Annotated in this window: 26 protein-coding genes; 16 read left to right on the top strand and 10 right to left on the bottom strand. The window is 52.8% G+C overall.

Annotated elements, in window-relative coordinates; all coding sequences use genetic code 11:
• The first annotated feature begins 16 nt into the window (after positions 1 to 16).
• The 5 genes from IE073_RS00275 (at position 17) to IE073_RS00255 (ending at position 5,816) form a co-directional block, all read left to right on the top strand.
• Positions 17 to 883, top strand: a complete 867-nt coding sequence (locus IE073_RS00275; protein WP_189579744.1) for a glycoside hydrolase family 16 protein — start codon at positions 17 to 19, stop codon at positions 881 to 883.
• Positions 884 to 1,004: 121 nt separating this feature from the next.
• Positions 1,005 to 2,093: an alpha/beta hydrolase gene (locus IE073_RS00270; protein ID WP_189579742.1), complete on the top strand. Its 1,089-nt coding sequence runs from the start codon at positions 1,005 to 1,007 to the stop codon at positions 2,091 to 2,093.
• Between the two features lie 154 nt (positions 2,094 to 2,247).
• The gene (locus tag IE073_RS00265; protein ID WP_189579740.1) at positions 2,248 to 2,961 is read left to right on the top strand and encodes a YMGG-like glycine zipper-containing protein; all 714 of its coding nucleotides are present in this window, start codon (positions 2,248 to 2,250) and stop codon (positions 2,959 to 2,961) included.
• A gap of 351 nt (positions 2,962 to 3,312) precedes the next feature.
• Entirely contained in the window at positions 3,313 to 4,869 is a 1,557-nt protein-coding gene (locus IE073_RS00260) for a glycine zipper 2TM domain-containing protein (RefSeq protein ID WP_189579738.1), read from the top strand.
• Between the two features lie 296 nt (positions 4,870 to 5,165).
• Positions 5,166 to 5,816: a glycine zipper 2TM domain-containing protein gene (locus IE073_RS00255; protein WP_233349689.1), complete on the top strand. Its 651-nt coding sequence runs from the start codon at positions 5,166 to 5,168 to the stop codon at positions 5,814 to 5,816.
• Positions 5,817 to 5,864: 48 nt separating this feature from the next.
• Here the strand turns inward: IE073_RS00255 and IE073_RS00250 are convergent, their stop codons facing one another.
• Both IE073_RS00250 and IE073_RS00245 read right to left on the bottom strand, forming a co-directional pair.
• The gene (locus IE073_RS00250) at positions 5,865 to 6,587 is read right to left on the bottom strand and encodes a TlyA family RNA methyltransferase (protein WP_189579736.1); all 723 of its coding nucleotides are present in this window, start codon (positions 6,585 to 6,587) and stop codon (positions 5,865 to 5,867) included.
• 61 nt (positions 6,588 to 6,648) lie between these two features.
• On the bottom strand, positions 6,649 to 7,431 hold the full coding sequence (locus IE073_RS00245; protein ID WP_189579734.1) for a hypothetical protein: 783 nt from the start codon (positions 7,429 to 7,431) through the stop codon (positions 6,649 to 6,651).
• Between the two features lie 108 nt (positions 7,432 to 7,539).
• Here IE073_RS00245 and IE073_RS00240 point away from each other — a divergent pair, with 108 nt between their 5' ends.
• Complete coding sequence (locus IE073_RS00240) at positions 7,540 to 8,394, top strand: LysR family transcriptional regulator (protein WP_189579732.1); 855 nt, start codon at positions 7,540 to 7,542, stop codon at positions 8,392 to 8,394.
• A gap of 15 nt (positions 8,395 to 8,409) precedes the next feature.
• Here IE073_RS00240 and IE073_RS00235 read toward each other — a convergent pair whose 3' ends face one another.
• The 5 genes from IE073_RS00235 to lepB all read right to left on the bottom strand — a co-directional run bounded on the left by IE073_RS00235 (position 8,410) and on the right by lepB (position 12,939).
• Positions 8,410 to 8,967, bottom strand: a complete 558-nt coding sequence (locus IE073_RS00235; protein ID WP_189579730.1) for a DUF6174 domain-containing protein — start codon at positions 8,965 to 8,967, stop codon at positions 8,410 to 8,412.
• A complete protein-coding gene (dxs, locus tag IE073_RS00230) occupies positions 8,964 to 10,874 on the bottom strand; it encodes a 1-deoxy-D-xylulose-5-phosphate synthase (protein ID WP_189579728.1) in 1,911 nt (636 codons plus the stop codon). Before dxs ends, IE073_RS00235 begins: the two co-directional genes overlap by 4 nt.
• A gap of 58 nt (positions 10,875 to 10,932) precedes the next feature.
• A complete protein-coding gene (locus tag IE073_RS00225; RefSeq protein WP_189579726.1) occupies positions 10,933 to 11,844 on the bottom strand; it encodes a polyprenyl synthetase family protein in 912 nt (303 codons plus the stop codon).
• A 12-nt stretch (positions 11,845 to 11,856) separates the two neighbouring features.
• Entirely contained in the window at positions 11,857 to 12,093 is a 237-nt protein-coding gene (locus IE073_RS00220) for an exodeoxyribonuclease VII small subunit (protein WP_189579724.1), read from the bottom strand.
• Between the two features lie 63 nt (positions 12,094 to 12,156).
• The gene (gene lepB, locus IE073_RS00215; protein WP_189579722.1) at positions 12,157 to 12,939 is read right to left on the bottom strand and encodes a signal peptidase I; all 783 of its coding nucleotides are present in this window, start codon (positions 12,937 to 12,939) and stop codon (positions 12,157 to 12,159) included.
• Between the two features lie 70 nt (positions 12,940 to 13,009).
• Here lepB and IE073_RS00210 point away from each other — a divergent pair, with 70 nt between their 5' ends.
• From IE073_RS00210 to IE073_RS00200, 3 genes are read left to right on the top strand one after another with little or no spacing between them, the layout of a single operon-like run.
• Positions 13,010 to 13,609, top strand: a complete 600-nt coding sequence (locus IE073_RS00210) for a YceI family protein (protein WP_189579720.1) — start codon at positions 13,010 to 13,012, stop codon at positions 13,607 to 13,609.
• Entirely contained in the window at positions 13,606 to 14,202 is a 597-nt protein-coding gene (locus tag IE073_RS00205; protein ID WP_189579718.1) for an L-threonylcarbamoyladenylate synthase, read from the top strand. Before IE073_RS00210 ends, IE073_RS00205 begins: the two co-directional genes overlap by 4 nt.
• On the top strand, positions 14,199 to 15,587 hold the full coding sequence (locus IE073_RS00200) for an FAD-binding oxidoreductase (RefSeq protein ID WP_189579716.1): 1,389 nt from the start codon (positions 14,199 to 14,201) through the stop codon (positions 15,585 to 15,587). Before IE073_RS00205 ends, IE073_RS00200 begins: the two co-directional genes overlap by 4 nt.
• Here IE073_RS00200 and IE073_RS00195 read toward each other — a convergent pair.
• Complete coding sequence (locus tag IE073_RS00195; RefSeq protein WP_189579714.1) at positions 15,584 to 15,982, bottom strand: hypothetical protein; 399 nt, start codon at positions 15,980 to 15,982, stop codon at positions 15,584 to 15,586. The genes IE073_RS00200 and IE073_RS00195 overlap by 4 nt on opposite strands.
• Before the next feature lie 264 nt (positions 15,983 to 16,246).
• Here IE073_RS00195 and yaaA point away from each other — a divergent pair, with 264 nt between their 5' ends.
• Both yaaA and IE073_RS00185 read left to right on the top strand, forming a co-directional pair.
• On the top strand, positions 16,247 to 17,035 hold the full coding sequence (gene yaaA / locus IE073_RS00190) for a peroxide stress protein YaaA (protein ID WP_189579712.1): 789 nt from the start codon (positions 16,247 to 16,249) through the stop codon (positions 17,033 to 17,035).
• A gap of 13 nt (positions 17,036 to 17,048) precedes the next feature.
• Entirely contained in the window at positions 17,049 to 18,122 is a 1,074-nt protein-coding gene (locus IE073_RS00185; RefSeq protein ID WP_189579710.1) for a YihY/virulence factor BrkB family protein, read from the top strand.
• A 29-nt stretch (positions 18,123 to 18,151) separates the two neighbouring features.
• On the opposite strand, the gene IE073_RS00180 is transcribed toward IE073_RS00185, so the two are convergent.
• Positions 18,152 to 18,856, bottom strand: a complete 705-nt coding sequence (locus IE073_RS00180) for an SOS response-associated peptidase (protein WP_189579708.1) — start codon at positions 18,854 to 18,856, stop codon at positions 18,152 to 18,154.
• 40 nt (positions 18,857 to 18,896) lie between these two features.
• On the opposite strand from IE073_RS00180, the gene IE073_RS00175 reads away from it, so the two are divergent.
• From IE073_RS00175 to IE073_RS00155, 5 genes are all read left to right on the top strand, one after another.
• Complete coding sequence (locus tag IE073_RS00175; protein ID WP_189579706.1) at positions 18,897 to 19,319, top strand: NUDIX hydrolase; 423 nt, start codon at positions 18,897 to 18,899, stop codon at positions 19,317 to 19,319.
• Positions 19,320 to 19,328: 9 nt separating this feature from the next.
• On the top strand, positions 19,329 to 19,796 hold the full coding sequence (locus IE073_RS00170) for a TIGR02301 family protein (protein WP_189579703.1): 468 nt from the start codon (positions 19,329 to 19,331) through the stop codon (positions 19,794 to 19,796).
• 3 nt (positions 19,797 to 19,799) lie between these two features.
• The gene (locus tag IE073_RS00165) at positions 19,800 to 20,216 is read left to right on the top strand and encodes an META domain-containing protein (protein ID WP_189579701.1); all 417 of its coding nucleotides are present in this window, start codon (positions 19,800 to 19,802) and stop codon (positions 20,214 to 20,216) included.
• 58 nt (positions 20,217 to 20,274) lie between these two features.
• Positions 20,275 to 21,309: a dihydroorotase gene (gene pyrC, locus IE073_RS00160; protein ID WP_189579699.1), complete on the top strand. Its 1,035-nt coding sequence runs from the start codon at positions 20,275 to 20,277 to the stop codon at positions 21,307 to 21,309.
• 69 nt (positions 21,310 to 21,378) lie between these two features.
• Positions 21,379 to 22,158, top strand: coding sequence for a tetratricopeptide repeat protein (locus IE073_RS00155; protein WP_189579697.1), 780 nt, complete (start codon positions 21,379 to 21,381; stop codon positions 22,156 to 22,158).
• 341 nt (positions 22,159 to 22,499) lie between these two features.
• Here the strand turns inward: IE073_RS00155 and IE073_RS00150 are convergent, their stop codons facing one another.
• Positions 22,500 to 24,767 carry a xanthine dehydrogenase family protein molybdopterin-binding subunit gene (locus IE073_RS00150; RefSeq protein ID WP_233349688.1) on the bottom strand — a complete coding sequence of 756 codons (2,268 nt, stop codon included), beginning with the start codon at positions 24,765 to 24,767 and terminating at the stop codon, positions 22,500 to 22,502.
• Between the last annotated feature and the right edge of the window lies 1 nt (position 24,768).

Here is a 24,768-nt window from a genome sequence, read left to right as displayed (position 1 = left end):
CAACTATGGTCATCTCATGATGTCATTCGTTCGCGTTTCGCTCTTCTCTCTGATCATCACGGCCTGCGCCGCCGCGCCGCCGAAACAACTCACTCACATTCCAATCTCACTTTCCATCCCTGAGGGGTACGATCTTGTCTGGTCGGATGAATTTGATGTGGACGGACTCCCCCAGACCGACCGTTGGGCCTATGACACCTCTCGCAACAAGGACGGGTGGTGGAACGAGGAAAAACAGTATTACGGCGCCGAACGCTCGGAAAATGCGCGTGTCGAAGAGGGCAACCTCATTATCACAGCCCGTGAAGAGACTCTCAATTCTAACGATCATGCGGACTGGGGCCGCCAGAGCTATACATCCGCTCGTCTTTTCACAAAAGGCAAGGCAAGCTGGAAATATGGTTATATTGAAGTACGAGCCAAGCTGCCTTGTGGCCGTGGACTCTGGCCCGCTATATGGACCCTCCCAGAAGAGAGCGGCAAATGGCCAGACAGTGGCGAAATCGATATTATGGAATATGTCGGCTGGGACACGGATACCTTTCACGCCACAGTGCATACGCGTGATTACAATCACGTCTTAGGGACGCAAGTGGGAACGACTACAAGGTCCGAAACCGCTTGCGGAGATTACCACACACACGCTTTGCATTGGACCAAAGATCAGGTCATTGTCGCGACAGACGGAAAGCCGTATTTTTTTTACAAGAATGATGGCACTGGCGACGGTAGCTGGCCATTTGACAGGGCACATCATCTAATCCTGAATGTCGCCGTTGGCGGCTGGGGTGGCCAAGAGGGCATCGATCCAGCGGCTTTTCCCGCCGAAATGTATGTCGACTATGTGCGCGTCTATCAAACTGCGCCCACTACCAGTAGATAGATAAACAACGCGGACTTCAGAGTAGCGAAATAGATTTACCAGTTAAGGCCATTCATTTGTGATGGAAGACGTTACGACCGCAACACTAGACGTCGCGCTTATCTCCGTTTAGCGACAGCTCATGTTCTTTCTTATCCCCACCACGGTAGCTCTCATCGGGCTGCCTTATGCCTATCTAAAAATCCGGTCCAAGAAATTGGCGGGTGAAGACCTAACGCGGTTTGATTCCACGCCGCCTATTTTCGCGATGGCGCAACCGTCCGAAGGGCTAGATAACCTTAACCAATATCTGCACGATATGTTCGTTGAGCCCGCCCAAAAGGGCAGTAAAAATGCGGGATGGGAAAGCAAGCGCGAGCGGTTTGACGCTGCGGCCATGGCACGCGATTATGGTGACGCGGAGTTTCGCCCTGAAACGATTGTCTTTAACGGTGAAGAAATCACAGGCAGCTGGACGCTCGTCCCAGGCTATGACCCCGACCGCCGTCTTCTCTATATGCATGGCGGCGCATTTAGTGTCGGCAGCGACATTAGCCATCGCCCCCTCACCGTCCAACTTGCGCGGCGCACAGGCATGGCGGTCTTCGCGCCGAATTATCGTCTGATGCCAGAGAACAGCCGTCGCGACGGGATCAACGACACGCGCGATGCCTATAATTGGATTTTGGAAAACGGGCCTGATGGCGCAGCCCCTGTTACGAAACTCGCTCTGGCTGGCGACAGCGCGGGCGGAAACCTTGTGCTGATGCTGGCCAATTGGGCGCGCAAAAACGCGACGCGCCAGCCTGACGCTGTCGTTGCCTTCTCCCCCACTACAGATGCGACGCTGTCCAGTCCGTCGATGAAAACAAATTTGGCAACCGATCACATGCTGCGCCCCATGCTCGCGCCGATCTTGAAAGCGCCGAAAATCCTGCTGCTGCCCGCGATGTCTCGCCATTACGCGATGAGCCCATCCGATCCCGAGCAATCGCCGATTTATGATGATCTCTCCAACCTGCCTCCAACTTTCGTCCAAGCCAGCGCTGATGAGTTGCTGCATGACGACGCCGTGCGATTCGTCAACAAAGCGAAAGCCGCTGGTTCCCCTGTCAGTTTCCAAAGTTGGGGCGGTGGTCTGCCGCATGTCTGGCAAATTTTTGACGATTATTTGCCTGAAGCAAGTGATGCTTTGGACGAAGTTGAGGCCTTTTTGAAAGAATATATTTAATATAAAGCCATATAGTCGTTCAAATTCATACACTTGCGTATTTCTGAACAAAAAATGAATTTTAAGATCAGGGTCGGTTCAAACGCGGGCTTCTAAACGTAGATCATCGGTTGAGGGCATTTTCCTTCGCCGGAGCTACGAACAGGAGTTCGCCATGACAAACTTGAAATTGAAAACGGCCCTCGCTGCAGTCACTCTGGCTGCGGCAACAATCGCAATGCCTCTCTCCGCATCTGCTAATGATTATAAGCGCAAATGTGCAGACACCTCGAACGGCGTTTTAGGCGCAGTTGTTGGCGGCACAGCTGGCGCGGCCATTGGCGAAAGTATTGCTGGTCGCGGTGACAGAACAGAAGGTGCGATCCTCGGTGCCATTATCGGCGGCATCGCAGGTGCAGCGGTCGGTGATAGTGCCAGCGGTTGTGAGAACGACACTCGTTATGTCAATCGCGGTCATACCACGACCAATCATTATCCTGTCCGCAATAATCGCGTTCAAACAACAACGCGTGGTTACCAAACCGTCGGGCATAACACTCATCGAAATACCCGCGGGTACACTGACAATCGCGGCTACAATCGAAACTACAACCAAGGTCAAAACCGCCTGTATCAGATTGATCGCAAAATTGAGCAATTACGCCAAGAACGTGCCTATTTAAAAGATGAACGTCGCCGCTCGCGGAACTATCGTCCAGGCATCGAGCGTCGCTTGGACCGGATCAGCTATCGTTTGGCGGAGCTAAAGCGCGAACGAAAGCAGATCAAACGTTATAGTGATATTCGCCGCAATGATTATCGCCCGCAGCCCACTCGTCGCGGCCACTATCACGGCCAATCCCGTAACCTATGTTACAGCGATCACTAGACCCACCGGGTTCACTCCCTAAGTGGATTTAGGCCTCGCGGCCCCCGGTGGACCCAAACCCTGGAACCCCCAGATGTGGACTTGTCTACATCTCTCCAGCCCGACTTGCGCTTTGCAAGTCGGGTTTTTTGGTTTGTAAAACCTGACCTGATTTCCCGCAAAGCGCGCGACCACTCCCGTCTAAGGCGAACTCTTTTCACCTCACGTTCAGCCCGTGTTAGGCAGACCATGAATTCGGCACAAGATTTGCATTAACGCGAACAGAAACGAAAATGGTGGGTCGTTCCAACTTAGGTTGCGTCCCGTAAGATTAAAAGCCGCGCGCGGCATATGGCATTCGAGGAGCCTCTCATGAAATTCCTTCTTTCTACAGCTGCTGTAGCGGCAATGGCGTTTGTTCCGACTAGCGCATCGGCCCAATTCTTGGGCTTCGACAAAAATACAGTTGTTGGCGGAACAGTCGGGGCTGGACTTGGCGGCGTCATCGGCAGTCAACTCGCAGGGTCCAATAACCGTACAGAAGGCGCAGCGCTTGGTGCGCTCGCTGGCGGGTTAGCTGGCGCAGCCTATGGCAATTCGCAGTCTAGCTATTATGGCAACCCTTACGCTGGACAATTTAACCCAGGCTTTAACGGACGAAATCTAGCTGGCACCGCGATTGGCGCGACTTTGGGCGGCGCACTTGGATCAAACCTCGCAGGTTCGGGCCAACGTCAAGAAGGGACCGCCATTGGCGCAGTCTTGGGCGGCGCAGCAGGCTATGCCCTCGCGAACGGGCGTTCAAATTCCCGCTATGGGTCAGGGGCCGTCGGCGGTTATGCGCCGAATGGCGCTTATTCGACGGGTGTATATACGTCAGGCGGTTACGCCTCTGGTGGCTATGTTGGTACTGGATATAATGGCGCTGGATACAATGGCGTTACTTACAACGGCAGCGGGTATACCGCCCCTGTTGGTTATGGCGCACCCGCCTATGGTGCCGCATCTCCTGCAGCGCCAACATACGTACCCGGCGGATATGTTGCTGGCCCCATCATGCCAGTCACCACGTATCGCCCACAGGTTAGCCAAACGATCGTCCGCCAACGGACCATCCAAATCGAACCACGCGTAATTCAACGCGCACCAGTGGTCGTTACGCAATCTTGCCCGGCAGGCACCACCGACCTCGGAAACGGGACATGCCAAGAACCAGCGCGCACCGTTATCGGCGCGGCGCCTATCGTCATTCCACAGTCTTGCCCTTCAGGGACAACTGATCTTGGAAACGGGACATGCCAAGAGCCAGCGCGCACCGTTATCGGCGCGGCACCTATTGTCATTCCGCAGTCATGCCCTTCAGGCACAACCGATCTTGGAAACGGGACATGCCAAGAGCCAGCGCGCACTGTTATCGGCGCGGCACCTATTGTCATTCCGCAGTCATGCCCAGCAGGCACCACTGATCTCGGAAACGGCACATGCCAAGAACCGGCTCGTACCGTCGTGGGATCAGCCCCGATTGTTATCCCACAATCTTGCCCTGCTGGAACAACCGACCAAGGCGATGGAACGTGTTTAGAGCCAGCTAAAACTGTCATCGGCCAAGCGCCTGTTGTTGTGAACCAAGCCTGTCCAGTCGGCACAACTGATCTTGGCAATGGAACCTGTGAAGCCCCCGCGCGCGTCATCGAAACGGCTCCAGTCTACACACCTGCGCCCACACATGCTCTGACCTGTCGGACTGGCACCTATCACGCGAATGGCGACTGTCTTTCAAATTACGAAGGGGCGCGGAGCTTGCCAGACACAGTCGTCACGCAAAGTGGCGAATATTGTTATGGTGATGGGAAGTCCGTTTATGATGAGAATGGTCGCAAGATCGAAGGAAAATCCCATAATGGCGTCACATGCAGATCACGCCATTAGCCCATAACTCAAGTATGAGGTGAAACCGACTTTGCTTACACCTCGTATTCAAGACAGAGAAAAATTGAAAATCGAGGAACGGACGCCCCACTCGTCCCTCCCCGACTAGAGACGTTCTGCCCCACAAAGCAGAGCGTTTCTTCTTTCTAAGTTCCGATAATTCTGTGGGCCTATCAGTAACAGACTCTTGAATTTGCAACTTTTTGCTCTGTCAGGCATAATGGCATCAGTACGGTGCCATAAATGTCTGTAGGGAGGCAGGGGCCGTCATTGACCCATAGACGAAAGGACCCTTCATGCGTCTCTCATTTTCTTTGAATTCTGCGGCTTTCAAAACCGCTGCCATTGCTATGGCGGCCACCTCGATTGCCTTCGCCATGCCCGCTACCGCTCATGACACGGGCTATGTCCATCAGCACCAAAACAGCAATAACGACCAACTTCTTGGCGCTGGTATCGGCGCTATCGCGGGCGGTGTTTTAGGCAGTCAACTTGCCGGCAACGGCGCGCGCACCGAAGGCTCTGTTTTGGGTGCTGTATTAGGCGGTGTCGCAGGAGCGGCCATCGTCGGTGATGGCAATAATAATCGCGGCTATTCCAGCCATAACGGCTATTATAATGGCGGGACCTACAATCCGCAAACAGGTTATTATCAAGGAGGTCAGCGAGTATATTACCAGCAGCCCCGAACGAGCTATGGATATGCAACGAGCTATCAGCAGCCCGTTTATCCGCAGACAACCTATCGCACGACGTATCACTACAGCGCGCCCGTCTACCAACCGGTTTACAATCCCTATTACCGCGCACCGCGCTCTGGGATTTCGATAAACATTGGTACAGGTGGATATTACGGTAACTCCGGATACCGTAACCACAGGACCTATAGTCAGCCACGCCACCATCATAACCAGCGTCGACATAACCAACGCCGCCGCGGCCACTAATTTTGAACTTCTAAACCCCGTCCCAAGTGGCGGGGTTTTTCGTTCCCGCTAATCTTTGATCGCGTGAAGCAAGTATTCCGTGTTTCCAGAACCGCCTTTGATTGGCGAGGCATCGGTCGCGATGACCCGCCAGCCCTGCTCTTGCGTCCACAGACGTACACTGTCTAAAGCGCGAAGACCTAGTTCTTCGGATTTCACCAGCCCACCGCGGCCAATATTGTGCTTCCCAACTTCAAACTGAGGTTTGACCAAGGTAATCAAATCGGCCCGTTGAGGCGCAAGACGCATCGGCGTTTCCAAAACTTTCGTGGCGGAAATAAAACTCGCATCGCAGACGATAAGATCTGGTAACGGGTTAAACTGCGCGGCGGTAAGCGTCCGGGCATCTTGCCCCTCCATGGAAATGATCTTTGTCTGACTGTGCAAGCTCGCGTGAAGCTGCCCATGTCCCACGTCAACAGCATAGACCTTGGCCGCGCCGCGCATGACGAGAACGTGGGAAAACCCACCCGTTGATGCGCCAACATCCAGCGCTGTTCGGCCCGTGGGATTAACCTCGAAGAATTCCAAAGCATGAGCCAATTTTACCCCACCGCGAGACACCCAAGGATGTTCAATACCCGCATTGACCAACGCACCGTCTGCGATTTTCTCGGACGGTTTTTTAATCACGCGCCCGTCTACCGACACAAGACCCGCCTTAATCGCAGCCTGGGCCCGCGCACGCGAGTCGTAGTGGCCGTGAGCCGTAAGATATTGATCAGCACGCATGCGGCCCCATACCGCGCTGATCTATAGATGTCGAAGGCGCGTTTCAGAATTCGACTGCGCTTCAATTTTTAGCAGGCACCGTCAACCAGTAGAGATCAAATCTTGAGATCGCTTTCTGAAAACTATCGGCATTGGCTTTATAACCGTCTGTGCTCTGCAGACCTTTCAAGTTTGGGCCGTCTGACCATTCAACGATCGTGAGTTGCGATGGGTCTGCCCCCTCATCGCTGTGGGATTGTAGCGTGACGCCATTGAGCTGCGCGAGGTAGCGCGCACCGATTTGGTCAAAGTCATTTTCGATACCGTCAAGATACCGCTGATAATCTGTCATGGTGTCGGGACGTGTCCACGCCGCCGCAAAGGTATAATCCTTTGCGGGGTCAAAATTTAAAACCATATCGGTCTCAATAACCGTCGAAAATACGTGGAGCTCTTCCCAACCTGAAATCCTCATATTCTGATAGTCTGGCCAATCGGGACTGGCGAGAAATTTGGCTTGGGCCGCCGCATTAGGAAAAGTGTAAAGCGCAATAGCGCGCGGTTTGTTTTCACCCAACATGGTCGCATTGACGCGTAAGGTCCCAAGATATTTGTCACCGAGGCTTTCAGCATATGGAATGGCGGTTTGAAAATAGCGTTTCCGCGTGAGTTTGGCTGCCTCGCCTTCGCGTTCTCTGATGAAGGCAAATTGAAGAACTTGCCCCGCTTTGAGGTCAAGCGTCAGCTTTGAGGTTTCGACAGCGGTCGCCGTAACAGGTGCAGCGGGCGCGGTATTACATCCCGACAGCGAAACCGAGGTCGCGAGTGCGGCGGTTGTCAGAAGAGAGAAAAGAAGAGATCGCATGGAGGGGCCTTGGTTTGTTTTTGTTCACCTAACCTGCCTACACGTCACATAATCGTCATGACATGCGAGAAACATTGCCCCGCTGGTGCGTAAACGTTACAAAAAAATATGCGTGATTGGGACGACCACAGACTTATTCTGACCCTTCACCGTTGCGGGACATTGCGCGCAACCGGCGATGCTTTGGACGTCACCCATACAACGGTGGCCCGAAGACTAGCCGCTTTAGAAGCCCGCGAACCCACTCCCGTTTTCATCAGACAAGATCGCGCCTATCGCGCAACCGACTACGGTCTGGAACGTGTCGCCTTGGCGGAACGCATGGAAGAAATTGACCTCGCCGCGATGCGGGTGCAGCGGTCTTCAAACAACGGCCTCGCGGGACCGCTTAGCCTTTCGGTTCCCCAAGCTGTGTTTCAATTTCTTTTGCTGAAGGATATTGGTGCCTTCGCGGGGGCACACCCCGACATAGACTTAACGGTTGTCGGAACAGACCGCCTCGCCGATCTTGATCGCGGAGAGGCCGATGTCGTGATTCGCGGTCACGCTAACCCGCCTGAACATTTGGTGGGGCGCGAAATTTGCAAAGTGGGCGTGCGCAATTATGCGCATCGTGAATATTTAGACCGAACGACCCCAGACGCGAGAAAATGGATCAGCGCCAGCGACAACGCCGTTTGGATCAAGGACACGCCCTACCCCCATCAACCTGTCGGTTTGGTTATTCACGATATTCAGTCGCGGTTTCTGGCGCTAGCTGCGGGACAAGGCCTCTCGCGCGCGGCCTGCTTCATGGCCGATCCCCACCCAGATTTAGAGCCCTTAGACGACACGCCACCAACACCGCTCTACGGCCTATGGGTTCTCACTCATCCAGATTTGCGCGCCAGCCCAAAGGTGAAGGCATTGATGAAAGCGATGGGAGATGCGTTGGCTCGGCAGAGGTCGATGATTGAGGGATAGGCAATTTTCTAGTTTCTAATCCTCTAAAACTGCAAAGTTCCTAATACGAATTGAGGTGTTTCCATCCATAACGTTCTGCACGCTATGTGAAACCTCAGAAGGAAATCCCATTTTTTCATCGTATTTTACGACGAGGTAAGTTTCACGCTCCTCATCCATCAACCAAGGTTTACTTCCATCTGGTTTCAAGAGTTTCTCAACCAAATCAAACATTTCAATTATTGAGTTATCTAATTTGTAGGCATTCTGATTAGTTGAACTTTCAATGTACCCAATTTGGGAATTCTCCTGAAAGACAACACTTACAAGTTTATCGTTTTCAACACGTATGTCATTCGGACCGGTCCTAAAGCCCCGCGGACAGAAACACGCGTTGGATATGGTATAACTATAGTTCTGGACTGAATTTTTTATCCAAACTTTCTTCTGAATTTCAAGTTCTGAGACCAGGTAAGCGCGGCGTTCCTTTGTCAGAAGTGGGGCTTCAGAAAGCGCATCTGACGACGTATAATCCGGGGTCGCGGCACAAGCGGCAAGGGAAAAACCTATTAAACTGCTAGCAACTACCCTCACGCCAATCCCTGCATATCGGCCACATTTCGTCCAATGACCTCAAACACCTTTTCGACAATCGAGTCCGCGTCGAGTTTGGCTTGCTTATACATCAGCTCTGGGCTGTCTTGGTCGATGAATGTATCTGGCAAAGTCATCGTGCGAATTTTAACGCCTGCATCTAAACGACCTGCATCGGCCAGCGCGTGGAGGCAGAATGCGCCGAAACCGCCGACAGAGCCTTCTTCAATCGTGATCACAACCTCATGCTCATCCGCCAAGCGGCAGAGTAGTTCCGTGTCTAGCGGTTTGGCGAAACGCGCGTCTGCGACCGTTGTAGACAGGCCGAGTTGATCGAGCTTTTCTGCCGCAATTAGAGCTTCGCCAAGACGCGTCCCGTAAGAGAAAATTGCGATGCTGGAGCCTTCGCGCAAAACACGCCCTTTGCCGATTTCGAGTGGCTGTGGATTAGGTTCAATCCCAGCGCCCGTGGCCTCGCCGCGTGCATATCTGAACGCCGTTGGACCATCATCTCGCGCCACAGCGGTTGCGACCATGCGTGCCAAATCATTCTCATCCGCCGCCGCCATCAGGACCATATTTGGCAAACATCCCATGAATGAGATATCAAATGCGCCCGCATGTGTGGGGCCGTCCGCGCCAACCAATCCTGCACGGTCCATCGCGAAACGCACTGGCAGATTTTGGATCGCAACGTCGTGAACCACTTGGTCATAGCCGCGTTGCAAGAAGGTCGAATAGATTGCGCAGAAAGGCTTATATCCATCCGCGGCAAGACCTGCGGCGAAAGTCACCGCATGTTGTTCGGCAATACCCACATCAAACATGCGCTCTGGGAAGACTTGGCCGAATTCTTTCATGCCAGTCCCGCCTGGCATTGCGGCCGTGATACCCACAATTTTATCATCTTTGCGCGCTTCAGAAATCAAGCTCTCGGCGAAGACTTTCGTATAGGACGGCGCGTTGGCGACGGATTTGGATTGCTCGCCCGTGACCACATTAAACTTGCTGACACCGTGGTATTTATCGGCGGAATTCTCAGCCGGCGCGTAGCCTTTCCCCTTTTGCGTCACGACATGAACGAGGACGGGGCCGTCTTTCATTTTCTTGACGTTTTCTAAAACTGGAATCAAAGCGTCAAGGTCATGCCCATCGACAGGGCCGACATAGAAAAAGCCAAGCTCTTCAAACCATGTGCCGCCGGTAAACATGCCGCGCGTATATTCTTCGGCCTTTTTCGCCGTGGATTTGATTGGGCGCGGTGCGCCTTTGACCATAGATTTCGCTGCGCCGCGTAAAGCTTGGTAACCGCCACTGCTGACGGTGCGCGAGAGCAAATGACTCATTGCGCCGACAGGCGGTGCAATAGACATGTCATTATCGTTCAGGATAACGATCTGACGGCTGTCGGTGGCGCCGGCGTTATTCATCGCCTCATAGGCCATCCCTGCCGTAATCGACCCATCGCCGATAACCGAAATAATATGGTTGTGACGCCCATCAAGGTCACGCGCTGTCGCAAAACCCATGCCTGCAGAAATCGAAGTCGAACTATGCGCCGCGCCGAACGGGTCATATTCGCTCTCGGCACGTTTCGTAAAGCCAGAGAGCCCGCCGCCCTTGCGAATTGTCCGCATGCGCTCGCGTCGACCTGTCAGGACTTTATGCGGGTAACATTGATGGCCCACGTCCCAGATCAGCTTGTCATCGGGCGTATCAAATACAGCATGGATGGCGACGGTTAGTTCGACAACGCCCAAACCTGCACCCAAATGTCCACCTGTAACGGAAACAGCGTCAATCACTTCCGTGCGTACTTCGTCGGCGAGCTGCTTTATTTGCTCGCGCGAAAAGCCCTTGATATCAGCTGGGAAATTAACGGTGTCGAGTAACGGCGTTTTGGTCATATGAGTATCGAGCCTTAACTCGGAATTTCCATTCGTTGCACAAAATGTTCGATTTGCGCTAGTGCTTGCGCTCCAACACAAAGTCTACAGTATCGCGCAAAGTTTGCGCAGCTTTATCCCAAGGTGCAAGACGATTCTTCGCCCTTTCCCCCAGCTCTTTCGCGCGGTGTTGCGCACCTTCAAGGCCTAATATCGATACGAATGTGGCTTTACCGAGGTCGGCATCTTTTCCGACCGCTTTGCCCACTGTTTCCGCATCGCCCGTCACGTCGAGAATATCGTCTTGGATCTGGAAGGCGAGACCCATGTCACGCGCGTAAGCCGACAACGCCGCCAGTTCCGTTTCTGACGCGCCAGCGACATATCCGCCCGCTCGCACTGCATAGTCGATTAATGCGCCTGTCTTCATGGCTTGCAACTCAGTGATCAGCGCTTCGTCGCGCTCACCTTCAGCAACTGTAATGTCGACGACTTGCCCGCCAATCATTCCTGACATACCGCCAGACATGGCGAGTTCGGTGACGAGCTTTACCTTTACATCAGCAGGTAAGTCGACTTCGCCCAAAATACCAAAGCTGCGGGTTAGCAGGGCGTCGCCTGCGAGAACTGCGATCGCGTCACCATATGCGCGATGGACTGTGGGCTTGCCGCGGCGCAGATCATCATCATCCATACAGGGCAAATCATCGTGGACGAGGCTGTACACATGCAAACATTCGAGGGCGCAGCCAACGCTAAGGGCTTCATCCAAAGACCCGCCCAACATGCGCGCGGTTTCGACGACCAAGAAAGGCCGTAAACGTTTCCCGCCCCCCAGCGCCGCGTAACGCGCCGCTTCAAAAATAACGGATTGATGACCATTGGGTTTTGGTAGCAGCGCATCCAGACGCGTTTCCACCATGCCCGCAACCTCGCGCAGCCGCGTGGGAAAGTCAGCGTCGAGCAGTTGAGAAGAGGCCGCGCTTGGCATTTCTATCAGACCCTAGGAGTCAAAAGGTGCAGTACTGGCATTGCCCTGCCCGTCCAAAACGATTTTATCGACCTTCATCTGGGCGTCTTTAAGTTTACCTTCGCAATGAGCTTTCAGCGCTGCACCACGTTCGTAGATCGAGATGCTTTTCTCAAGAGGCGCATCGCCACGTTCAAGCTGTCCGACGATGCCTTCAAGCTCGAGCAATGCGTCCTCAAAACTCATCTCTGCAATTTTACGTTCGGACATGATTCACCTGATAAACTGATTTTATTATGAATAGGCCAGAGGCCGCGCGGCGTCGATAGCCGATTAAAGCTTTACCATCCAGCGCCCCTTAGGTGGACAATGAAGGTCTTCATCGCGATTGCAGCGCTTAAAGCTAAACATCATACGATCCGCGCGCCCCATGAGGTAATTCATATGCACCATACCAGGACCGCGACGGGTGTCGCGCGCGTCGATTGAATTATCGCGATTATCGCCCATGAAGAACAAGTGGTCCGCAGGAACGATGAAGACAGGCGTGTTATCTAAAGCTTGTTTATCGCTTTTCTCGTAGATTACGAATTCTTCGTAAGACCCTGGCAGAGTTTGCGTATATACATTCACGGACACCACTTTTTTATCCGCGTGGTCGCGGTAAAGTCGCCCATCAATTTTCTCCCGCGGTACCAACGCCTCATTGATGTAAAGCTGGCCTTGCCGCACCTGAATTTGATCTCCGGGTAAACCGACGGCCCGTTTAATCATGACGATACCACTTCTCGGATTACGGAAGACAACCACATCTCCGCGCTCAGGCATCCGAGAAAAAACGCGTCCTTCTGGCAGCGGCAAATTGTGCAGCAGATAAGGCAGTGAATGTTTCGAAAATCCATAGGGATATTTGGACACATACAGATGGTCACCGACCTCTAAGGTCGGCTGCATGCTCTCACTGGGGATTTTAAAATGCCCCCAAATCAGTGTTACAAAGGCCACGATAAAAACGCCCAGCTTTGCAAAGAACTTAACCTCAGACCATAGCCACGGACCCCAAGCACGCTTTTCAGGATCGGTCTTCTGACTATCATTGTTCACTGGTTTTGGCATTTCGCGGCTTTGCGACACGGTCGCGGCGCTTTCAACTATATTTTGCCGTAAAGCGCGTTAGGATGTAGATATGAAAAAACTTTTGCTCCCCCTGCTTTTGGTTCTGACGGCCTGCGCAACGCCGCCAACTTTGGACGTCAGCGCGGCGCCCGAAGGGGCTTATGTCCTTGACCCCGCTCATGCGTCCGTCAATTGGTCGCTTAGCCATTCAGGCCTATCGTTCTACACGGCGCGATTTGATGACATTTCCGGCGCATTAGATTTCAACCCGAATGACCCAACAGCCAGCCGCGTCGACATCCGCATCGATCCCATCAGCGTCTCAACGGGCGACCCCGAATGGGATGACACTTTGGGAACTGATGGCAAGTATTTTGACGGAGAGAAACATCCTGAAATCCGCTTTATTTCGACGTCTGCCGTCAAAGCCACAGATTCAACGGGAACCGTCACAGGCGATCTTACCCTACGCGGCATCACAAAACCCGTAACCCTGGACGTAACCTATAATGGATCTGGCAAAAGTTTTGGCCACCCCGGCGCAACATTAGGGTTTTCCGCGACTGCCAAAATCAGACGCTCCGATTGGGGCATGGATTATCTAACGAATTTCGGGATCGGCGACGAGGTCACCCTGCAAATTCAGGCGGAGTTCAACGAAGCCCAATGACGCCGTCACAGTCACAATGGGACACAGTCTGCGAGGCGCTGAACACGGATAAAGTTGTCATTCTGCCCACAGAGACGGTCTACGGCCTTGCGGCACGGGCAGATTCGAAGCTGGGTGTGGAAAGAATTTATGAGATCAAAGGGCGAGATTTTGACAAACCTCTCGCCGTTTGCGTGAGAGACGTCGAGCAAGCCGAACAACTGGCATATTTTGACGACTTTGCGCGTGACCTCGCGCGGCAATATTGGCCTGGGTCTCTGACAATCGTGCTCAACGCCTCTGATGATGTTCAAATCAATCCACGGGCCTTGGGTGCCGTGAATGGCACAAGAACCATCGCTCTGCGCTGCCCGGATGCGGATTGGGTGGACTATCTCGATCTCCCCATCGCCTTGACCAGCGCCAACAAATCGGGCGAGCCAGACTCGGTGAAATTTAACCAAGCGCTGGCCTCTGTCGGTGACCGTGTCGCGGCTGGCATGGCGGCGACCGGCCCGTTATCTGGCGCGCCCTCAACCATTGTGCGAATAGCAGAAGGTAGAATGACCATCCTTCGGCAAGGCGACCTCAAGCTCTCGGGAGATGACAAATGAGCGCGGGAATTGATGCCCTGAAAGAGGCCTTGCCAACGGGTGCTTGGACGCAAGACCCGGATTTAATCGATCCACATTTGCGAGAGTGGCGGGATAAATATTTTGGCAAAACACCAATCCTAGTGACTCCCCGCACCACTGAGGAAGTCGCGACCGCTGTCAAGATTTGCGCGGCGCATAAATTGCCAATCATGCCCCAGGGCGGAAATACTGGACTGGTCGGCGGGAACACGCCTCAAGACGAGGTCTTAATCAGCCTCAAAAAAATGACGGCGATCCGAGACTTAAACACCACCGCCAATGCGATGACGGTTGAAGCCGGAGCAACACTACAATCCGTTCTCGACGCCGCAGATGAAGCCAATCGCAAATTTCCCCTTACCCTCTCCAGCCAAGGTAGCTGCACAGTGGGCGGCGTCTTGTCGACGAATGCAGGCGGCAACCATGTTTTGAAATATGGGACAACAAAAGAGCTGGTCTTTGGTGTCGAAGCTGTCTTAGCTGATGGCTCAATTTTCAATGGGCTAACCTCGCTGCGCAAAGACAATACCGGCTATGATCTCAGCCGATTATTTTTGGGCGCGGAAGGCACGCTTGGCATCATCACGGCGGCGTCGCTGAAACTGTTTCCGAAACCTGGATATGTGCAACGGGCCCTCATTGGCTTGGAGAGCGCCGCGATGGCCGTGTCTTTATTAGAGGCGTTTCGGGCGGGTGGGAAACTCGCCATGTTCGAGGTCATGCCCGAGATTGGCTATCGTGCCGTTGTAGATAATTTTGACGGTATTCGCGATCCGTTTGCAAACAGTCACCCTTGGTATTTACTTTGCGATTGGGAAGTGGAAACTGAGGAAGAAGGCCAATCTATCGCCGAGAATGTAATTGGAAAAGCATTTGAAAACAATCAAGTGCGAGATGCAATTATAGCACTCAACGAAACACAAGCCGCAGATATTCTATCTATTCGCGAACATATGTCAGCGGGGCAGAAGTTCTTAGGCGGCTCCGTCAAACATGATATAACTGTGCCGATTGACCAGATTGCAACATTTTTCAAACGCGCAGATGCCGCCATGCAGAATGTCGTTCCGGGGTGTCGCCCCGTTGGGTTTGGGCATTTCGGCGACGGCAATATTCATTACAATATCGCTCAACCCGAAGGCAGTGATAGAGAGGCCTTCCTCAAGAATTGGGACGCCTTATCACAACCTGTTTTTGATATTGTTGATACGCTGGGCGGGTCAATTTCTGCAGAACATGGCATTGGCATTATGAAACGCGAAGACCTCGCGGAGCGCGCCTCACCCGTAAAGATGAAGCTACTCCGCGCAATAAAAAGCGCCTTAGACCCCGATCGCATTATGAACCCAAGGGTCATGGTTTAGGCCCATCGAATTGGCGTTTGTTTGTTGGGTCGCGCGACCACCTGCCATTTATCCGAGTAAATAATTTGCCCGGGATTATTCGTTTTCCGAACGACAATTGTGCATCCAATTTCATTCAAAAGCGCTTTAATAAAGAACGCGCGCCTGACCATTCCCGTTGCCTCTGCGCGGAACCAACAGATATGGGCGGCGCGTGCACGGACCTGATGATCGGGAAAGTGTTTTTCATCTGGCGATGGCAAATAGGTTTTGAACCATTCAAATTCTGACTCAACCTGACTTCTCAACCATTTGGGGTAATCGTCGTAGTCTCGACAAGCGATGATAGCTTGAAACAAGCCATAGTCTACGCTGCGCGCACTCGGGCGCACGGGCGAAATAAATCTAATATACATGAGGTGTGTCCACACTTGGCCAAACAACGGCCACAATAAATCAACCCGCCAAAAGAGCCGGTTCGCGAAATTCACGCCGAGAGGCGCTCGCTAGATTTGTGGAGGTGTGAAAATCATGAAGAACATACGGCTGCTTAATTGTCTTCAGATGATTGGTCAAGGAATTGTGACTAGTACTCCGTTAGTCCGCTCCCTATATCTAAAACTTAACCAACCCACGGATACTGATTGCAATAACGCAGTTGATCCTATGAGGAGGCGACTATGCTCACCCTACTTTCCCCTGCAAAAAAAATGAATATGGATCCAGCCACGACTGGATTATCCGCCACGCGTCCGCGATTTGAAAATGACACGCGCGAACTAGCCAAACTCGCGAAAACAAAGACGCCCGATGATCTGAAAAAGCTGATGCATATTTCAGATAATCTTGCAAATTTGAACGTGGAGCGTTTCCAAGCTTTTAACCTCGACGGGCAATCAAACTCAGCCAAAGCCGCAGGGCTTGCCTTTGACGGTGACGTGTATTGGGGGCTAGAGGCCAAATCTATGTCGGATGAAGATTTAGCCTATGCGCAAGATCACTTACGCATTTTATCAGGTCTATATGGCGTATTGCGTCCGATGGATGCGATCCAACCTTATCGACTTGAGATGGGTACAAAATTTGAGACCCCCCGTGGGAAAAACCTTTATGCCTTTTGGAAGGATGTGCTCGCGCCAGCTCTAAACGCCGAACTTGAGTCCCATGAGGATCGCACGATCGTCAATCTCGCATCGAATGAGTATTTCAAAGCTGCCGACGAAAAAGCGCTAAGCAGCCACGTAATTTCCGCGAAATTCATGGAAGATAAAGACGGAAAATCACGCCCCGTGCAATATTACACAAAATTTGGACGAGGTTTAATGGCGCGGTGGATTATACAAAATCGGGTAGATCGTGTTGACGGCCTAAAAGACTTTGACGCGGGCGGATATAAATTCGATCCTGCGCGTTCAACAGAAGACAATTTGGTTTTCGCTCGACCCCAACCGCCCAAAAAAGGCAGCTAAGGAAACACCAGACGTGAAAGAGTTTACACGGGATTTCGAACAGACAGATGTCGACAGTCCGTGGAAATACTCCGGTGGGGACTGGTTTAGCGTGTTAAAACGAACTTGGTTGGCAGCTCACCACGACAATGTGAGTGTTATCGCGGCAGGCGTTGCGTTTTTTTCTCTCCTGGCAGTGTTTCCCTTGATATCTGCGGCCTTGTCGACCTTCTCCTACTTTGCCAATCCAGGCGATGTAGATGGCATCATAGACACGGTGGCGTCTCTCTTGCCGGGAGAAGCTTTTTCAATTTTAGAAGGACAGGTCACCAGCGTCCTTTCGGCACCGCCCTCCAACGCAAGCTTTGGTATTTTCATATCCTTAGGCATCGCATTCTTTTCTGCTGGTGCAGGTATTCGAGCCATGATGCGGGCGATGAATGTGGCCTATGAAGAAATTGAAGATCGGAACCCTTTGGTCTTCTTACTCTACGCTACACTCATGACATTAGGCAGCTTGATCTTCGTTTGGATATCACTGCTGGTTATTATCGGCGTGCCTGCTGCGCTGACCTACGCGCATCTTGAAGGCTCGGCTCAGATTGCCACGCGCATTTTGCCGTGGGTTTTACTCGTTACCGTTTTCTGTTTTGCCTGCGGTGTGATGTACCGGTTTGGTCCGTCGCGTCGTCCAGCCCGGAAACGCTGGTTGTTTCCCGGGATTGCATTTGCCCTCGTCAGTTGGATGTCTATCAGCTTTGGATTTTCAAAATTTGTTCAGCAATTCGGAAATTACAACGAGACTTTTGGCGGATTGGCGTCGGTTGTAATTCTGCTCGTCTGGCTCTGGCTGACGGCAACGGTCGTCATCCTCGGTGCGCAGATTAATTCGGAACTCGAACGTCAAACCATTGCAGACACGACGCGTGGGCCAGCCCGTCCACTAGGAAAACGGGGCGCAGCCATGGCTGATTTTGTCGCGAAATTCACGGCACAAAAAGTCCTCATGACGGAAGTTTCTGCCCCGTCTGGACCAGAGCCAATGGCTGAAGGTCAGATTATACCAGATGAGGTTCCCGGTCCGACCGCAGACCCGAAAATTACTTAGTCGTTTTTGTGTTCAAACGGCACACGGGGTCAGAGCGCAACATAGGGCTTGATTAAGTCTGCCCCTTCATTCCGAGCATTCCCTACGGCGCGATCAACTTCATAATGCCCAAGATCTGCGCCATCTAATTTCGACATGAGCGTAAAGTCAGGATTAGCCTCCCAATCCAACCACTCATCCCAGCGATTTTCGGGCAAACGAACCGGCATCCGATGATGGAGATGCTTCACATCGCCAAGCGCGGGTGTCGTCAAAATTGTGCAAGAGAGAAGCTCGATCCCTTCATCAACGCGCCAGCGCTCCCAGAGCCCCGCAAATGCAAAAATGTCGGTACCCACATCTTCGCTATCTTCGAATATGAAATGCGGTTGCTTCATTTCCTTGCCGTCTGGCATTTCAACACGTTCCCATTCATACCAGCCCGAGGTCGGAATCAGGGCGCGTCGGCGTTTATAAGGCGTTCGGAAGCTGGGCTTTTCCTTCGCCGTTTCAACTCGCGCATTGAACAATGGGCGGCCCTCTGGCGGCTCTTTCCGCCAAGAGGGATGCAGCCCCCACCGCATCGGGACAACGGTCCGGTCTTTCTCGCCATTAAAAGCGATCACCGGAACGACGGCACCCGGCGCGATATTATACTTCGGTTCCCAGTCCCACAAACCATCATGGCTTGTTTCTGCCCCAAACCGCGCCGCAATCTGGTCTAGGTTCCCAGCAAGTGTATATCTTCCGCACATGCACTCGATATAGGGGGCCGCAGGACGTAAGGGAATGCGTATGACATCAAAGACACGAACGGATTGTGTGGGCGTCGTTTGCCTACGAGGTAACGAAGTGCTGCTAATCCAACGCGGCACTGCGCCGCGTAAGGGCGAGTGGTCCATACCAGGCGGACGCATAGAGCCGAATGAAACCGAAAGCCAAGCTGCCCTGCGCGAACTGACAGAAGAAACATCCGTGACCGCAGATCTGCTGACGAAAATAACGGCGTTGGACGCAGATTTCGAAGGCTTTCACTATCGCCTTCATGACTATTTAGCGCGGTGGACAGACGGAGAGCCTGTCGCGGGAGATGATGCCGATCAAGCGCGTTTTGTAGCCCTAACGGAGATTGACGCCTTGGGCATGTGGCCCGAAACAGTGCGTGTCATTCGCGAGGGTCATGCGAAAATGGCTTTGTTTTCCGACAACGCTGCTTAAACTGAAATTATGTTGTCCCGACTGGCCATATTCACCCTGCCACTTTTGCTTCTGGCTGCGCCAACTTGGGCGCAAGATGCCGAAGCGGAACAGCCGTTGACGGCGAAAGAGAAACGAGAGCTTGCGCTCAAAGCGCGAGAGGCCGCAGAGTTACGTGTCGAGCAAGACATGGTCACGATGACCAGCCTCGTTGAGGCCTTGGCCAAAAACCTAGGTCAGATACATTACCTACGCACGCTCTGTTTTGGACCCAACGACCAGAAATGGCGCGACTATGGGCAGCAGATGATGGATACCGAATCCGATGGTGACGCCGACCGTCGCCGCCAATTAGTCCGTGCCTTCAATGCTGGGTACTATCAAGAAAAAGAACGCCATACAGAATGCAGCAATGCTGTCTCTGTCGATGTGGCGGCCCTGGCAGAAAATGGACGTCACATTTCGACGATGTTAGGCGACCCTTACCGAGAGCGTTAATCTATGGCTTTTCCGATCATTATTCCCCTCGCTATCGGTGCGCTGGTGCTCGCAGGTTGCGCGAAAGTCGCAACAGATGTTCGCAATGCGCGCCCCCTCGCCAATCTAGAGGGTAGCGAATGGTCACCTGTTCCCGAAGGCCCAGCAGAGCAATTCGTCGCCTTCAAACAAAATGGCGAAATCATTGGGCATGGCGGATGTAACGCCTTTTTCGGCCAATATTCACAAGACGGTACGACACTGACCTTAGGAGCTTTGGCCAGTACAAAGAAAATGTGCTACGGCTCGATGGAATCAGAAGCTAACTTTATGCGCAATTTGCAGGACACGCGTCGGGTTGAAGCCACACATTTAAAGCTCAGCTTATTTGATGCGGATGGCGAGGCGCTGATGCATCTGCGTCGTCGGGACTGGGATTAATAAGCCAGGGAAATCATCTGGGACTAGACCCTTGCGCCGTTGGTGGTAAACCCACCGCATGACACAAACACTGACACTTCGCCGCCCCGATGATTGGCACGTTCACTTGCGTGATGGGGCCATGCTGGCCGATGTGGTGAACCACACGGCTCGCCAATTTGCCCGCGCCATTGTGATGCCAAACCTCAAACCCCCTGTGACAACTGTGGAGATGGGCCGTGCCTATCGCGAGCGCATCCTTGCCGCTGTTGATCCTTCACTGGATTTTACCCCATTAATGGTGGCCTATTTGACCGACACGATGGACCCGGAAGTAATGCGGCGCGGGAAAAACGAAGGCGTATTTACCGCCGCCAAACTCTACCCGGCAAATGCGACAACGAACTCTTCCCATGGCGTGACGGACATCAAGAATATCCACGAAGTTTTAGATGCAATGGAAGACGTCGGCATGCCTCTGCTCGTCCACGGAGAAGTTACACATAAAGACGTCGATATCTTTGACCGCGAAGCCGTTTTTATTGACGAAGTTATGGTGGGGCTTGTGAAAGAGCATCCAAACTTAAAAGTCGTTTTTGAGCATATTACCACGCAAGAAGCCGCAGACTTCGTCACTGAGGCAGGCGAAAACGTCGCCGCCACGATTACGCCGCATCATTTGCGGTATAATCGAAACGCCATTTTCGAAGGCGGGATTCGCCCGCATTATTACTGTCTTCCAATAGCCAAACGCGAGAAACATCGCCTGGCCTTGCGCAAAGCCGCGACGTCGGGCTCATCGAAATTCTTTCTGGGTACGGACACAGCGCCCCATGCTGTTGGTGCAAAGGAAAGCGCCTGCGGTTGCGCAGGTGTTTTCAACGCGCCCTTTGCGATGGAAAGTTACGCGCTGACTTTCGAAGAGGAAAACGCGCTAGATCAACTTGAAAAATTTGCCTCAATCAATGGCCCCCGCTTTTATGGTTTGCCGCTCAACGAAGGTAAAATGACACTGACGAAACGCGACCAACTTGTGCCTGAACGGATAACCCTTTCAGAGACAGACATCATTCCGTTCCATGCGGGTGAGACCTTGGGGTGGTCGGTGAGCTAAACTCAGATCTTGCCAGCGCGTGACACGTTCATACTCCCATGTCAGTAAAGAGACGGGAGACGTATTGTTTTGAAATTCTTGTCCAAACATAATCTGAAGGCGGCGACTTTTAAGTACACACCGCTTTTACTTGGTTTGCGCGTTCCTGGCTTTATTAGAATTCATTTTAAATATATGCGCGCGAGCCTCATCACTTGGTTCGTTCTCTTTATCGCGCCGTTCGTCATGGGCGTGGTCAGCCTGTCGATTATTTGTGAAAAAATACTTGAAGTGCAGGCGGGTCGCATACAGCTTTTTCTGGTCTCGCTTTTCATCATCGCCTTGGCGTTTTTCTTTGCAGAACGGAACCGAAAATTCCGCCGTATCTACGTCATTGCCATCCCAACAATGGTGGTTGCAAACGGGCTGTTCCATCTCTTTTTTATAGACATGTTCTCGTTTGGTAGTTTGTTGAAGTTCGCAATTTTGGCCGCCCTGCCCGCATGGTGGTTGGGGCATCACGCGACGGGAAAAGGCTACCGCCTTCTCAGCAATGGCGCGGATAAGGATTATCGACCGGGCCGCGACCTATATATGGATGGGCAATATGAGGCGGCATTCATTCGTCTCGAGCTTGCCGCGCGGCGAGGCCACATGAAAAGCCTCTATTTGCTGGGCGACGCTCACGAACATGGCAAAGGCCGCGAAAAAGACCGCATCAAAGCCGCTAAATTCTACGACAAATCAGGGCGCAAGGGTTACGGAAAAGCCAACCGCGCCTTCGAAACACTCTTCGCGAGTTTCAGTCCTGAGGAGAAAGACGCTTACGAAGCCGTTCTGGCCGACGTGACCGTGAGTGAGCTGCTTTGAAGAACAAAATCATTGGGGCGTTACCCCAAGCTGGCCCGCAAATAAAAATTGGCAAATTGCACTTTCAAGGTTTCGAATCGACGTGCTACCTTGACGCCAATACTTGTTTCACATCACGATATGCCTTTTTCCATCTGAGATCAGATTTAAATAGAATTTTGGCTTCTGCCGCGATCAACTCATCCTTGGAGTAGTCACTGGCGGCTTCAAAGTTTTCATAACACCATCATAGTTTGTTGAGGCGCGCCAGCAATGCACCCGTGGAAAGTTTCTCAAGGTCAATTCTAGAGACTTCATCAAGAGCTTTCGCTATTCCGCGCTTCTTTTTCACGACTCTTTTTTTAACTCGCAGCACCCAACCCAATATCTCGAATCGGTAATTTGCGGAGACGTTTGCCCGTTGCGTTAAAGACTGCATTGGCGAGCGCAGGCGCGATGGGCGGTGTTCCGGGCTCGCCGCCGCCGCCAATATGGGCATCGCTTTCCAAAATGATCGTGTCGATTTTTGGGGCTTCGTCCATGCGTAGGATTTCGTAATCGTGGAAATTACTTTGCATGACAGCGCCGTCCTCAATCGAAATTTCGCCCTTCAGAGCAGCGCAAAGACCGTAAATAATACCACTTTGCATTTGCGCTTCAAACCCATCAGGATTCACCGCAAAGCCTGGGTCGGCGGCACAGGCCACATGCACAACACGTGGATCACCATCGCGCATATCAACCGTCACAACTTGCGCGCAGATGGTCATGAAGCTTTCCACGATAGAGATACCTCTGGCTTGTCCCGCAGGTAGGGTTTCGCCCCAATTCCCGAGTTTAGCAGCCGCATCCAGAACCTTCACAAAGCGTGGCTTATCCGCCAGCAAAGCGCGGCGATATTCATAGCCATCTTTACCTGCGGCATGGGCGAGTTCTTCAATGAAGCTTTCGGTGAAATATCCATGTTGCGTGTGATCCACCGAACGCCACGGGCCCAGACGCGTGTGAGACGGGCTCTCGACGACTTCGACCTTTTTATTCGGGATATTATAGGCAATATCGCTTGCCTCTTTGGGTTCGCCTTCGTGGTTGAAGACACTTTCCCACGTCAGCGGTATACCCTCCGCATCGACAGCGGCTTTAAAGCGACCCAAAACGGCTGGACGGTAATGATCTTGTTGCGTTGTCTCTTCACGACTCCAGATCAGTTTCACAGGGTGCCCAGACGCTTGTGAGAGCGCAGCCGCTTGCAACACGTAATCAGGAATGGCCCGGCGGCCGAAACCTCCGCCCATAAAGGCCGTATTGAGTTTGACGTTTTCAGCGTCAAATGCGAGCGCTTTGGCGACGGCCATGCGGGTTCCCAGTGGGTTTTGCGTGCCGCACCAAATATCGGCTTTCCCGTCCCGCACCCAGGCCGTGGCGTTCATTGGCTCCATGCACGCATGGGCCAGATAGGGAACGGCATATTCAGCTTCGATTACACGGGCTGCACCTTCGGCCCCCTTTGTCACATTGCCCGCTTTATGCATGACTTTGCGTTTACCGGTCTCGAGCGCTTCGCCAAATTGAGCGAAGAGTTGCTCTTGGCTGAGCGTACTCGCGTCTGACGTCGTGAATTCCACATCCAGCGCGTAGAGCGCCTGTTGCGCAGGCCAGTAGCCCTCTGCCACGACGCCGACATAACCGCCCATATTATGAACAGAAATGACGCCAGGCATGGCCTCGGCAGCCGACGCGTCTAAGCTCGCGACCGTTTGACCATGTACGGGGGCCGCCATGACGGTCGCATATTTCATGCCGTCAACTTTGGCATCAATCCCGAAATTCGCTGTGCCATCAACCTTCGCCGGAATATCAACACGTGGAAGCGATTGCCCCATCAACGTATAGTCTTTGCGGGATTTAAGTTTCGGATGCAGGTTTGGCGTCATCTCGGACGCGGCTGCCGCAAATTGACCATAAGGCGCGCTGCGGTTGGAGCCGTCATGGTGAACTCTGCTTTTGGATGTACGCAGAGCCGACACGGGAACGTCCCATTCTTTGGCGGCGGCTTTCATTATCAGCTCACGCGCCGCAGCACCTGCCGTTTGCATGGCACCCGTACCGGTGAAACGGACCGACGTTGATCCGCCCGTAATTTGCATATCCATCTTTTTCGCTATGCCAAGCATTGCGCCGTTGAGCGTATCAAACACGAAACCTGGGACTTTCTTGCCGCCAGTTGCAAACCCGCGCACGAGTGGAAAATTCGCATAGTCTTTTTCAGCTGGGGCCTCGATGATATCAAGAGCGTCCCAATCCGCGTCCATCTCCTCGGCGAGCATGGCAGATAAGGCCGTGTGAATACCCTGGCCCATTTCACCATGGGGGATAATCGCTGTGATTTTATTATCTTCTGAGATTTTCACCCAAGCGGCGACCAAATGTTCGCCCTCTCCAGCGACATATTTTTCTAGCGTGCCTGTGCGGTCGCCGGGACGAATCGCAACGCCGACCACGAGTGCGCCACCGGCCACCAAGCCCGCACCGATGAAACCCCGACGGGTCCAACGCCCCTTCTTCTTCACCTTCGTCTTTTTGCCGTTATTTTCCGGAGTGTCAGTCGCTGTCATAATATCCTGAGCCATA

The organism is Litorimonas cladophorae (assembly GCF_014652455.1).
Taxonomy (GTDB): Bacteria; Pseudomonadota; Alphaproteobacteria; order Caulobacterales; family Maricaulaceae; genus Litorimonas; species Litorimonas cladophorae.
Note: the sequence above shows the minus strand (reverse complement) of the source record. Positions and strands in the feature narration are given on the sequence as shown.